Raw genomic sequence first — 12,885 nt, forward strand, 5'->3', positions numbered from 1 at the left:
CTACCGGGGACGGTATGCAGCATGACGCATACCCTTCCCCGGGATCGCCAGTTATGGTGCGTCCAGGCAGGCGTTGCAGGCGCTCGCCCTGGAGCAGCGTCACGGGCCAGTGACTTCACCATCCTTCGCCCCGCCTTCCACGCAAACCCCTATGCTGGAGCAGAAAGCCCAGCAGGCATGGCGAGCCGAAACCCCTCATAAAGCAAAAAGGTCCTCAATATCACCGAACTGTCGGTGCTATTGAGGACCTGGGACTATGGCGACTCCGATCGCCATGGCTTGTCTTCAACCGCGTTGAAATACCGGCAGCCATTGCAAGGCGGCACCCGGATCGCCCTTGATCTTGATCTTGCCCTGCATGAACGCCACCGGTGCATTCAACTTGCCCGCCACCAGGCTTTCGAAATCCTTGCGTGAAATGGCGATGGTGGTATCGGCTTCGATATCGTCGTTCGACACCGTGCTGCCCGACACGCAAAGGAACCCTATGTCCTTGAGGTGCACTTTCAGGCTAGTAGCGGGAACAGGGCCGCTGGCGATAGACAACTTGAATTTCTCGGTCACTTCGGTGAGGTATTCCATATTGAAACTCCAATGCAGTGCTCAAAGCACTTGGGATAGATAAACATGATTTCCCGGACCTGCGCCGGGAGGTCGAACGGCACATCGTGCAAGGGCGTCAATCAGTCCCTGTAGCGGGTATCCAGGCGATCAAGCTTGCGCAGCAATGCAGGCCAGACAAAGCCGCCCCCCAAACCTTCGGTCTGCACCCGCGCTGCGTCAGCCACGCCTTTGAGGATCTGCGGATCAATGCTCAGCAAGTCGCCACCGGCCTGCGCACTGATCTGGATCTGGCAGGCACTCTCAAACATGTACATCGCCAGGAACGCATCGGCGATGGTTCGGCCCACTGTGAGCAGCCCATGGTTGCGCAGCATCAGGAACGTATTCGGGCCCAGGTCGTCCTGCAACCGCGGCTTCTCTTCATCACGCAGGGCGACCCCTTCGTAATCGTGATAGCCAAGCCCGCTGAGGACGAATGACGCCTGCTGCGACACCGGCAACACGCCGGCACGTTGTGCGCTCACGGCAACGCCCGTGCGCGTGTGCGTATGCAGCACGCACTGCACATCGTTGCGCGCGGCGTGGACCGCACTGTGGATGACAAAACCCGCTCGGTTCACATTGAACCCGGATTCGCGAACCTGATTACCCTCCTGATCCACCAGCACCAGTGAAGACGCTGTGATTTCCTCGAACAGAAGCCCATACGGGTTGATCAGAAAATGGTGCTCCGGGCCTGGAACACGGGCACTGATGTGCGTAAAGACCATGTCCGTCCAGCCATATAACGCAACCAGTCGATAGCATGCCGCCAGATCACATCGCAGCTGCCACTCCTGCTCACTCACTTGCGCCTTGAGCGAAGGGATGTGCATTTGAATCTCCTTACCGTGTGGTTCTTATTGTCAGTTCCGCACGGCAAGCATAAAGCCAGACCCAGAACCTCCTCGTTGCTCAAAGGGACAGTCGGGAGTCATTTCAGGTCAGCATTGACTCAGAATTACACGTGCACGTGAGTTCGCCGTTGCAGCGCCAGCGTAGCCATCCATCACGCAATCAACGCCAACGTGATCCGCAAGTGGTCACCGATTTACTAGGATTAATCACCCGTAACTCTGCCGGACTTCGTCCCCGTGCTAGTTACACCCAAGCGCGCACTAGAAAAGAGGGTGATCATCTCGCGACTTCTGACTGCATGAGTGGGTGGCCGTTTAACTACGCATGGGGTGTACCCCGGACGCTCAAACATGAATTACTGGCCTGTTACCAAGGTAGGGTTTGCGCTTGCTCATGCTCCAAGCTGTAAGACATTGAAGGATCAGGGCGCGCTGCTATCAATTGAAATAGCCGCGCAGCAGAATCCTGGGCCGTCATTTCCGCGCCTTGAACACCGATCCCCGTGCAGCCGTCCGGGATGGACCGTATAGCTCAGCAACTGCTCACCCAGCTCATCAGCGATACGCCCCCCGATGACTCAGTGGCTGAACAGCGAACGCTTCTTCTTGCCCGCCAACGTTTCGGGTTTAATCAGAAATCGTGCTAATGCGGGCAACAACCACAGCGCACCGACCATGTTCCAGAGCAGCATGAAGGTCAGCATCAGCCCCATGTCGGCCTGGAATTTGATGGCTGAGAAAATCCAGGTGCAGACACCGATAGCGAGGCAGAGCCCGGTAAATAGCACTGCTTTACCGGTGGATTTCAGCGTCTGGTAATAAGCCTCCTGCAACGGCAACCCGGCGCGTAGAAAACTTTCCAATCGACTGTACGTGTAAATGCCATAGTCCACGCCAATCCCTACACCCAGCGCTATAACCGGCAACGTCGCGACCTTGACGCCAATTCCCATGAGCGCCATCAGCGCGTTCCCCAGTACCGAGGTCAGTACCAACGGCAGTACGATACACAGCGTTGCCGCCCAAGAGCGGAATGTAATCATGCACATAGTTGCCACGCAGACATACACCAGCACAAGAATGCTCAGTTCCGACGCCTTGATCACCTCGTTGGTAGCCGCTTCTATACCCGCGTTTCCGGCGGCGAGAATGAACTCCAAGCCGTCCTTGTTATTCGCCCTGGCAAAGTCCTTGACGGCCTGTACCACGCGTTCAAGCGTCTGCGCTTTATGGTCGTTGAGGAACACGAGCACCGGGGCAAGGGAGCAATCGGCGTTATACAGGCCGTCGGCATGGGCAATGGAGCTGTTCAGTACATCAGGGTTGCGCGAAAGAGTTTCCCATTTCAGGCTGCCCTCGTTCATGCCCTTGATCATTTGCTTGGCCACCGTCACCAGGGAGATCGCCGATTGCACGCCCTCAGTATTTTGCATTTTCCACATCAGTTCATCGATGGGCGCCATCGCCGCGTAACGTGAACACGCTTCGGGCGCCATCTTGACCATCACCACCAGCACATCGGAACTGGTGGAGTAATTGTCGATAATGAAGTTGTTATCCTTGTTGTAGCGCGAATCCGGGCGCAACTCCGGGGCACCTTGGTCCAGGTCGCCGATCTTCAGGTCGTGACCGTACCAAAGGCCGACGCCGAGCGCGATCAACGCAAGGATAACTGACACTTTCGCCACTTCGGGGCTGGCGAACCGGGACAACAGACGCCAGAAGGCATGCTCGCGGATCGCGTCCTTCTTGCTGCGTTCGATAGCTTGTTTGCTGATGCCAACATAGGAAATGGCGACCGGCAGCAGAATCAGGTTAGTGAAGACAATCACCGCGACACCGATAGACGCACCAATTGCCAACTCCCGAATCACGCCTATATCGATAATCAGCAAGGTAATAAACCCCACTGCGTCGGCAAAGATCGCGATCAGCCCCGGCAGAAATAATTGGCGGAAAGTTCGGCGTGCGGCCGTCAGGGCGTTATCGGCGTCACTCGATTGCAAGGCGATACCGTTGATCTTCTGCACGCCGTGGGAAATGCCGATGGCAAAGATCAGGAATGGCACCAGCATTGAGTAAGGATCCAGGCCGAAACCGGCAGCGTGCATCAGCCCCAGTTGCCAGACCACCGCCACGAGGGTGGTTATCAGTACCGCGACAGTGCTGTATACGCAGCGCGTGAACCAGTACAACAACACCAGAGTAATGATGAATGCGATACCAAAGAACAGCAGCACCAGGGTCAAACCGTCGATCAAGTCACCGACTTTCTTGGCAAAGCCGACGATATGGATGCGCACGTCGGGGTTCTGCACTTCGAACTTGCTGCGAATCTTCTCTTCAAGGTCATGGGAAAACGTCTGGTAATCCAGGGCCAGCAACTTGCCATGGTCGTTGGGGTCTGGATAAGACTCCAACAACGGGACTTCAATGATGCTCGACTTAAAGTCGTTGGCCACCAGCCACCCTACCTGCCCGGACTTGAGCACGTTATTGCGCAACTGATCGAGGCTTTGCGGCGAGCCATCGTAGCTCTGCGGAATCACCTCACCGCCAGCGAAGCCCTCTTCGGTGACTTCAGTCCAGCGCACGCTGGGGCTCCACAGCGACTTGAGCCCCGAGCGGTCGACGCCAGCGATGTAAAACACCTCATCGTTGATCTGGCGCAGGGTCTCCATGTACGCCTTCGTGAAAATATCGCCATCCTTGGCTTCCACCGAAATACGTACCGTGTTGCCCAGGTTCGCCAGGTCGTCGCGATGCTCCATCATCCTCTCAATGAAGGGGTGCTTGAGCGGGATCATTTTTTCAAAACTGGTGGACGGCCGAATCAGTGTGGCCTGCCAGAACAAAAGCGCACTCACCAACAGGCAAATAAAGATGACTACCGGACGGTTGTTGAAAATCAGGCGTTCGAGAAACGTCGCCCCGTCTTGACTGCTCATGGACATTTCTGCGTTTCCTGTTATTGACCCAGCTCAGCGCCGTTCAGCGTGGTGATGTGGATACCGCCCTGACCGACTAGCGCCAGATGACCGCTTCCGGCGGATGTCACCGCGGACAACGATATCCGGTCGGGCCGGTTAAACACGCTGAAGGTCCGCCCTCCATCCGTGCTGCGAATCACGCTGCCACCGTTGCCGACAATCACCAGCGAACCGTCTACCAGCAAAGTCGCGCCGGACAGGCCGAACTCCAAGCGGCCATGGTTGGCCTCAAGCGCTATCGGTGCCCAACTGCTGCCGAAGTCAATGGAACGGTAAAGATTGCCGCGCAGACCGTACGTCAACAGGGTTGCCGGCTGGCCCGTGCCGATTACGCCGAACAGCGAGCCGGAGTAAGGCCCGTAGACACGCTGCCAGGTTTGCCCCGAGTCGTAGGAGCGAAACATGCTGCCCTGTTCTCCGACCACGAATAGCCCGGCGTCCCTGACTGCTGTGATCGCGTTGAAATGGAGCTGATCGGGGTTGTCGAATCGATCACTGATGTCCTTCCAGTGCTGGCCGCCATCGCTGGTTGCCATCGCCATCCCGTAAGCACCCACGGCAAAGCCGTAGTTCGCGTCCTTGAACCAGACGTCAAGCAAGGGCGCCTGACGTTTGAGGTCTTCGAACTGACGGGCCCAAGTGCTTCCACCGTCAACGCTCACGAGGATCTGTGCATCATGGCCTACCGCCCAGCCGCGTCTGGCATCAATGAAGTAAACCGCCGTGAGCATTTGCCGAGTCGGGACCGATGCCTGAATCCAATGGCCGCCCTGGTCGTCAGAAAAAACGATATGCCCGCGATCACCGACGGCCACCAGTCGGTCGCCAGCATGCACCACGTCGAGCAATAAATTGCGCCATGCATTGGCGGACTCAATGGAATCAGACGAGCCCTGAGTTTTTTCAATGCTGTCGCTGGCGGCGGCAACAGGCACATTGAAAGCCAATAGCGTGAAGACCATGAGCAGCAAGACAGCAATTAGGCAAGGCGGAACGTTTAACGCTGGTGATAAGCCGAATACCCCACTCATTCTGAGCCGAGCTCGCTTGTTTAAACATTCATTCATTGAGTCATCCATTCTTGAAAGCCAGGTTCATATCGCCTGGTTTTGTATGCCGAGAGGCGATGAGAACCTTTAATCCAGCAGTGCCCAACGGTCGTTATGGCGCTCGTGAAACCTCAATTTCAGTCCAACTTAAGAATGAGCACGGCGGCTAAACGGAAGTGTTCTGAATGTCATTGAATATCCATCCCTGTTCCACTGACGAAGGCCAGTTAAACCCAATGCGATCAGCCCGCAGGCACGGCCGCCCACAAACCCAGGTATTGGGCCAAGAACGGGGCGTTAAGCCTGCGAACTGTCGTTGCTAACAACCGCTCAGTCAGCGCGTACCACGCCGCCTTAATTCTGCAGGGTTGAAGTAATCGCTTGAGGGGTTGGGCTGGTCGAAGTCAATGCTGCGCGGCTCTTCACTGTCCATCTTCTGTGCCACGTAGCGACGAGACTGCAGATCGTGAAACACGTCCACGGCCGACCAGATAGTGGGCAGGTTGTAGAAGTTAATCAGATAAGCAATCGACACGCGCCACAACTCCCCTCGCCCATCGTATTGATCAGCCAGGACGATCTGCCAGCTGTCCTCGTCAAAGTACAAGGTGCGCTTGGAATATAAATGCCGCGCCGTTTTCTTAAGCGTCCCTTCCACTACCCATACACGATGCAACTCGTTACGGGTGTAAGCCGGGTTAAGGTGACCGGGTTTGAACAGATCTTTGTAGGTAACGCCGGCGGCAATCATTCTGTAATTGTTATAGGGAACATAGATTTCCTTTTTCCCGATCAATTTCCAGTCAAAACGGTCGGGTGATCCATTAAACATGTCCTTGCTGTCGAGGGTCATAATACCGTCGTTATCGCCGGGCGTATCGTAAGCCAGCGTAGGCGCGCGCCTGACTCGACGGGTGCCTGGTTCATAAGCCCAAGCCAGCCGTGGCTCCATGACCTGGTCCATGGTTTCATAGACCAGATCTACCTCGCCAGCACTTCGCGGAGGGCTGATGGCGGTGCTGAAATAGTGAAACATGACGTTTTTCAAGTCCGCATAGTTGGACGTCTGATCATAATAATTGAACAGAATTTCCTGCTGGAATTTGTACATAGTGAAGTTACCGTTAGCCTCTACGGAAGCCTCATTAAGTGGCTGGACCAAATGGGTTCCGCGGTAACGGGCGAGGTGGTTCCAGACGGCTTCGACGCCGCTCTTTGGTATAGGAAAGGGGATACCGCCGAACGCATCGGTGAAACCATTGCCGCCTTCTTGCAATTGCGCGGTGGTCGCATTCTTCAGGGTATTGTCATAAACCCACTGTGGGGCGCTAGCGGTACGTCGAGTCTGGTAAACCGGCATTTGATAACTGTCGGGATACGTCTTGAACATCGCTATCTGGCCGGGCGTCAGCTTGTCCTTGTATTGCGCCAGGTTAGCGGAAGTTATGGTGAACAACGGCTTGTCCTGTGGAAACGGATCGACGTAATGGTCGCCAGATTTGTAAGGGGTCGGTGGGGTTACGCCGGCACCCGTCCACGCGGGGATACTGCCATCGGCGTTCCCGGCCTTTTCTCCACCTAATGGCGTTAAAACCGTACGTAGTTGCTGCGCTTCCTGCGCAGGAACTGCCGCCTGAGCGGTGACGGCAACAGTCCCGAGCATCATGGCCATGCTCAACAATGAGGCTACTTTAAACATCGTTAATCTCCGCAAGCAGTATCTAAAAAATGGTGTATCAGAAGGAGTACTTGACGTCGAAACTCACATTGTCACGGTCGCGTACAGTGTTGCCCTTACCGGCTCCACTGAAGGTGGTGTATTGCAGCTCAGTTTCCAGGCCGCCGCGATAATCTGCCTTGACACCAAAGGTGTAAGCTTTTCGGCCCTCCATGAAGTTACCGGTCAGATCGGAATTGCCTTTAACGTCATCGGAATAGTTAATAGAGGGCGAGAGATTGACACCGGCATACACATCATTCCAGGTGCCCGTGATCACCAGTGTATAACCGTAGGAGTTACGGGAAATCGGTGAATCAGATAAGTCTGGTGAACCGGCAAACTTTCGAACTTCCGGTGTCGGTGTAAAGGCGGTATAGGTCAAGTTTCCACCCAAGTGTTCGCCTGCCAACTCGGCAATGCCGATTACCGAATCAAAGCTCAGTGCGGGGCCAAAGTTGTAGATCGTCCCTACAGACGCATTGTAGGACTCTACCCTCTTATAGTTATTCAACGTACCGTCACGGCACAGCGACTTGCCTGACACCTGAACGCAGGCCTGGCCACCCGCCACCGAGGAGTCATAAATATTAGTAGTGCCTGCGATGCCCTGGCCAAGGATGTCACCCAGTAAATCATTGGTTGCGCTGATACTGATGGGCATGTTAGGTCGATACGCCAGTTCGCCAAACAATGAAGCATTACCCAAGGTGGTATTGAAGCTGAAGCCGTACATGTGGACGTCTTCCACATACGCGCGCTGTACCACGGCGTTACCCACCATATCCAGAGTCGCTATCGCCCCCGCATTGCTGCCTGCCACGCCAGACAAGCTGGCGAGGTCGATACCTTTATAGTTTGCGAGACTGAGGGATTCCAACGGTTCCTTGGTATGGTAATTAACAAAGTAAAAACCGAAATCCGTGTAATTAAGCGCTGGCGCTATGTAGTGAAGATTTATCCCAAACTGTCCACTGTCCCTGGCTTTGATATCCTTGCCAACGTTGGCCACCTTGAAGATACCAGTGTTGGCGTCCATGAAACTGTTAATTCCATGGGGTCCGGCACCCAAGCCGATACCCGGAACCGCCGCAGCGATGCCTTGATATGCGGCGAACGCAGGCGACAGCTCGGGTACCTGTACGTAGGCTTGCTTTCCGCCTTTACCAAACAGATCCGTCGTCGAATAATAGGTGCCCACCGGATCCAGAGAACTTTCCTTCCAGTCGACCTGGTAAAAGGCCTCCATGGATAAATTGTCGGTCAGGCCCAGGTTGAAACTTAGGGCCCCGACCGGTACCAGGACTTCCTTGAGTTGCGAGCCGGGCAAACGGAATTTAGTTACATCCAAAGGGTTGGTGGTATTTACGCCGCCTCGATAAAATACACTTTCGCCCCAGTTGAATACCTGCTTGCCCACTCGTACTGACAGGGGATGATCAAAGGGATCCCACTTGCCATAGATGTAGGCATCGAGGAGTTGCCCGCCTCGTCCGGCATCCCGTCGCGCTTCATAGGTGAAACGGTTGTCTTTGGGGTAGTTCTGGCTTGGCTCAACAATGTCTGAATGATCATAGTAATCGGTGTGATTATTCATGATCTGGCTGTCATAAAAAGCCGAGCCACGAACAAAGACACCGTAATTCTGATACGTGGCACTTAGTTCCGACGTCAGCTTATAAACTTGCGAAATTAGGCCTGGGCTAAAGTTGCGATCGCCGTCATTACCGTTAAACGCATCATTATTCTTGTCCTGACTCTGCACTCGCCACGCCGCCCCATAGGACACGGTCGAGTCGAGGGAGCCCTTGACTTGGCTGTCCATAAAACTGAACTCAACGGCTCCCACAGACGGAATAACTAGGACCGAGGGCAATAAGCCAGCCAATACCCGACTGATTCCGGCGCGAACGCGCACTTTCGTAAATTCCTCAACGTCTTTGCTCATGCTCACTTTGCTCCGAGGCAGTTATTATTATTTTTCACGCCCTATCTCTTTGGATGAGTGCGCGTACTCTCAGGCTCACCCTGATGTGAGCCTGCGGACGAACTTATTCAGATCCAAAGACACCTGCTTACATCTAATGCGTACAGGTCACGCCCGTATGCCTCAAGTCATGGGGCAACGCTTCAGACACGCTGATAACTCAAGCCCTTGGAAGCAGGCACCACCTATCCTGCCGAGGAACTGGGAATACGTATTTGGTAAATCAGGCCGACACTACCGCCCCCTGCGTTGTTGATGAAAAACTCGCTTGGCAACTCAGTTCCGGTGCCGCCTGAGGCTCCCGTAATCAATGCATAAAGCATTACATCACCTGCCTGGTGTCTGGTTATGCGGGCTTGTCGTTGGACTCGAGTGTAGAACCGGACCCACCCACAAGTGCATAGGCCTAAAGGCCAGTTTGGGGTCAGTCCCGGCCATCCAGATGCCGATTGGTCTGGCCTGTTCCGACCCGTAGAGCGGTCTTTTTTACTCTTGGTCACTATCAACAGCGCCTTCGATCCCCCACCAGTACGCGCTCATGGTGCTGATTGATGGTTATCCGTATATTCAGGGCTCCAGCTCAATAAGCCGCATCAGATTCACCGGGGACGTCATAGGAGGTTTCCCGCAGCGCGTGCAGACTCTCCCGATAGGCCCCCAGTTTGGCCGCGAACACCCTGCCCTGCGACGCACTAAAGGATTACTTCGAAAACGCCTCTTTTCCACTCCAAATTAAGGCAGGCGTCCGCCATTGTTCAGGGTAGCCGAGACCATAATGGGGGCAATGGCGGCCATACTTGTCCAACCGTCACGCTGAACAGCTGCAAACCCATCGCTTCGAACGGACGCCACCGTTGCGTTGATAAATACTTGCACGCGACCATGAACAGGGCTTTAGAATCAAACAAAAAAGGGGCTCAGATGGACGGTTCTGCGCGTTACACCACAGCCAATTTTCATACTTATCTTTTGCGATGCATTACCGGCATGAGCAAAGACTTTGGTATTGACCCGGTACGTTTATGCATGGGCCTGGGCTTTGAGATAGAAGACCTTTCAAGCCCGGACTGCCTGGTGTCCTTTCGTCAGGCAGCGTCCCTGATCCGCCGGGCACTTGCATGCACCAAGGATCGCGAACGTGGATTGGGGCTTGATATAGGCACCCAGGAAACCATTGGTTCGATTGGGTTGGTGGGTTACGCAATGCTCACCAGTCCAACCTTGGGTAATGCGATCGATCTGGGCATCAAAATGCAGCGCCATGCGGGCGTGTTGTTGCAACTGGAACGGGTCGATAGTGGTAAATACCTGACGATTCGTGCCAGAAGCCTGTTTCACGAGCCGGATCTCCAACCGTTTTTGGTGGAAGAAAGCTTCGGTGTCTTTCTAAACCTGGTACGAACACTGGCAGGCGATACCTTCACTCCCAGCTTTGTTGAGCTGAGTTATTCAAAGCCGTCGTACTCAGCCCATTACGACCAGGTATTCAAATGCCCTATACGTTATGACCAGTCGGAGAATATTTTTGCCTGCGACGCCCATTGGGCAGAAAAACGCATAGCGACCTACGACCCGCTTAGCCACCGGCAGGTGTTGGATTTTCTTCAGATGAATGTTGCCAAACAGTCGATGGAGGATGAGTTCATCGAATCCATAGAACGCATCGTACGCCGAGATCTGCGCCAGACCCCGTCCCTATCGGCGGTCGCTACGCAACTGTGCATGAGTGATCGGACTTTGCGAAGGCGTCTGGCAGACCAAGGGAGGTCATACCAGAATGTTCTGGATCAACTTCGAATGGTGCACGCAGTCGCCCTGCTCACCAACCCACGGTTGACCATCGACGAAGTGGCGTATGAAGTGGGCTTCAGCGACGCACACAACTTTCGCAGAGCGTTCAAGCGCTGGACCGGACATGGGCCTCGGAAGTCCCAATAAGCGGTAGGTCTCCCGGCACCGCGGGGTAATGAAGTAGCCCATGACCACTTGATTGACCTCGTCTTATTGCAAGAGGAGCCCATGTGGTTGGGCCCCTCTTCGCAGTAAGACCTATAGTGGCATCGCGTTTACCGTAACCTACGCACCCGCCTCTGCACGGCGTGCACGTTGGCTTTGCCTGCCGATCTCCTCCATGGTATCGAACAAGGCGCGCATCTTCTTCGGGTCGGTGCCTAGCATGCGTACTGCACGCGCTTGCTCGGGCGGCATAAATACTTCTATTGATTTTTTCTTAATGGCAGTGAGCAGTGTCTGTGCGACGAATTCTGCAGTGACGGGCTCGCTGGCAAAGGCGAAAGACGAAGCGTCGTCATTAGCTTCCTGTTCAAGCATCGGTGTTTCCGTTGACGTTGGGTGCAAAATGGTGAAGTCGATTGGGCCATGGCGTTCCTCCAGAGCGAGTGCATGGTGAAATGCTCGAAGCGCCTGTTTTGAAGCACCATAGCTGGCGATACCGGGAAAAGGCATGAACGCGGTCATGCTACACACCGTAACGATGTGGCCATGACCTTGCTCATTAAACTGTTTGAGGACTGCCAAGGTGCCGGTAAGTGGCCCCATGAAGTTGGTATCAAGTGTGCGCTGATGTTGTGCCAGGGGCACGTCACGTGCGTAACCGGTATAAACGATTGCCGCATTATTGACGAGTATATCAAGCTGGCCGAATTTACTGATCGTCGCCTCAATGGCATTCGTCCATTGTTTTTCCGAGCAGATATCCAAACCCACAGCGCCCGCATTAACGCCCAAGGATGCCGCCAGTTCGCGTGCCCCTTTACTATTAATGTCTGCCAGCATGACACGATAACCCTGAGAGATAGCGAGCTTCGCAGTAGCTGCACCAATACCGCTGGCGGCACCCGTTAACAACATAACCTGGTTATTTTTTTTCTTCATGGGTATTACTCCTGCAATTGCCACAACGCAAGGCAATCAAAATAGGGGGAATGGCTAAAAGATGATTCCTGATGCTTTGCCAACGAATGACCTCTTCAGTCAGCGTAATCCGATCGTTATGACGTCTTGAGCGATGGTTTTCTCCAGGTGTAGGTGACGTGACTGTTCGAATAGGAGCCGCAACGACTGCGCCTACTAACCTCGTCAAAGGGAGGTGGTCACCGGGTTGGTGTTCATGAAGCGGCATGGCAGGGCCGTCCGCCGTATTCAAGAGATTATGAGGGCGACTGCTTAGCCACCAAGGGGGAATAAGGCCATTTTAGGGGTTCGGTCAGGCCAGTAAGCTCCCGGCGCATGCGGCTCACTAAGTTCGGGGCAGTCTTAAACCGATTGCAACTTCGCAAGGGTATTTGGCAGAAGTGGTTTGGCAGGTCGTTCGTTCGCGGCGACAAGGGTTAAATGCCACGTGCGCAAAAGGTTAACTGATCCATAGCGGCCATCATCGTAGTGACCTGGGCATCATGGCCCCTGCGGATAATAAGTCACTATTCAGCCGAGACAGGACGCCACCGCTGGTCCAATGGCGACATCGTCTTCCTTTTTTATGGCCTTGGCAGACCCCTCTCTGGCCGAAAGCGCTCTATCGTCCTCGGGACGAGGATATTATATTTTATTAAAAATGCAGAAAGTTAAACATGGATACTGGCGTAACATCCACGGCGTCTCAAGATAAATGTTTAAGGCTTCATCAGTCTCAATTACCTATATAATAATTACGGAGATAGTT

Annotated in this window: 8 protein-coding genes; 1 reads left to right on the forward strand and 7 read right to left on the reverse strand. The window is 54.3% G+C overall.

The annotated features are described in order from the left end of the window. Positions 1-285: 285 nt before the first annotated feature. From AOA59_RS22920 to AOA59_RS22945, 6 genes are all read right to left on the reverse strand, one after another. The gene (locus AOA59_RS22920) at positions 286-582 is read right to left on the reverse strand and encodes an SCP2 sterol-binding domain-containing protein (RefSeq protein ID WP_065930037.1); all 297 of its coding nucleotides are present in this window, start codon (positions 580-582) and stop codon (positions 286-288) included. A 101-nt stretch (positions 583-683) separates the two neighbouring features. Beyond that, positions 684-1,439: a class II aldolase/adducin family protein gene (locus AOA59_RS22925; RefSeq protein WP_065930038.1), complete on the reverse strand. Its 756-nt coding sequence runs from the start codon at positions 1,437-1,439 to the stop codon at positions 684-686. Positions 1,440-2,038: 599 nt separating this feature from the next. Then, positions 2,039-4,414, reverse strand: a complete 2,376-nt coding sequence (locus AOA59_RS22930; RefSeq protein ID WP_065930039.1) for an RND family transporter — start codon at positions 4,412-4,414, stop codon at positions 2,039-2,041. 14 nt (positions 4,415-4,428) lie between these two features. Then, positions 4,429-5,481 carry a WD40/YVTN/BNR-like repeat-containing protein gene (locus AOA59_RS22935; protein WP_371919085.1) on the reverse strand — a complete coding sequence of 351 codons (1,053 nt, stop codon included), beginning with the start codon at positions 5,479-5,481 and terminating at the stop codon, positions 4,429-4,431. Positions 5,482-5,833: 352 nt separating this feature from the next. Then, on the reverse strand, positions 5,834-7,198 hold the full coding sequence (locus AOA59_RS22940; RefSeq protein WP_163005439.1) for a DUF1329 domain-containing protein: 1,365 nt from the start codon (positions 7,196-7,198) through the stop codon (positions 5,834-5,836). Between the two features lie 37 nt (positions 7,199-7,235). Beyond that, a complete protein-coding gene (locus AOA59_RS22945) occupies positions 7,236-9,164 on the reverse strand; it encodes a DUF1302 domain-containing protein (RefSeq protein WP_065930042.1) in 1,929 nt (642 codons plus the stop codon). Between the two features lie 960 nt (positions 9,165-10,124). On the opposite strand from AOA59_RS22945, the gene AOA59_RS22950 reads away from it, so the two are divergent. Beyond that, positions 10,125-11,141, forward strand: a complete 1,017-nt coding sequence (locus AOA59_RS22950; RefSeq protein ID WP_065930043.1) for an AraC family transcriptional regulator — start codon at positions 10,125-10,127, stop codon at positions 11,139-11,141. Positions 11,142-11,279: 138 nt separating this feature from the next. Here AOA59_RS22950 and AOA59_RS22955 read toward each other — a convergent pair whose 3' ends face one another. After that, positions 11,280-12,098 (reverse strand): SDR family oxidoreductase, encoded by an 819-nt coding sequence (locus AOA59_RS22955; RefSeq protein ID WP_065930044.1) that lies wholly within the window; start codon positions 12,096-12,098, stop codon positions 11,280-11,282. Between the last annotated feature and the right edge of the window lie 787 nt (positions 12,099-12,885).

This window comes from Pseudomonas sp. 2822-15 (assembly GCF_002742515.1).
GTDB lineage: Bacteria > Pseudomonadota > Gammaproteobacteria > Pseudomonadales > Pseudomonadaceae > Aquipseudomonas > Aquipseudomonas salomonii.

What these genes read in the sequence shown, in the direction of transcription:
- AOA59_RS22945 (WP_065930042.1), bottom strand. Translation starts at nt 9,164, where the DNA reads ATGAGCAAAGACGTTGAGGAATTTACGAAAGTGCGCGTTCGCGCCGGA.
- AOA59_RS22925 (WP_065930038.1), bottom strand. Translation starts at nt 1,439, where the DNA reads ATGCACATCCCTTCGCTCAAGGCGCAAGTGAGTGAGCAGGAGTGGCAG.
- AOA59_RS22920 (WP_065930037.1), bottom strand. Translation starts at nt 582, where the DNA reads ATGGAATACCTCACCGAAGTGACCGAGAAATTCAAGTTGTCTATCGCC.
- AOA59_RS22935 (WP_371919085.1), bottom strand. Translation starts at nt 5,481, where the DNA reads ATGAGTGGGGTATTCGGCTTATCACCAGCGTTAAACGTTCCGCCTTGC.
- AOA59_RS22950 (WP_065930043.1), top strand. Translation starts at nt 10,125, where the DNA reads ATGGACGGTTCTGCGCGTTACACCACAGCCAATTTTCATACTTATCTT.
- AOA59_RS22940 (WP_163005439.1), bottom strand. Translation starts at nt 7,198, where the DNA reads ATGTTTAAAGTAGCCTCATTGTTGAGCATGGCCATGATGCTCGGGACT.
- AOA59_RS22930 (WP_065930039.1), bottom strand. Translation starts at nt 4,414, where the DNA reads ATGTCCATGAGCAGTCAAGACGGGGCGACGTTTCTCGAACGCCTGATT.
- AOA59_RS22955 (WP_065930044.1), bottom strand. Translation starts at nt 12,098, where the DNA reads ATGAAGAAAAAAAATAACCAGGTTATGTTGTTAACGGGTGCCGCCAGC.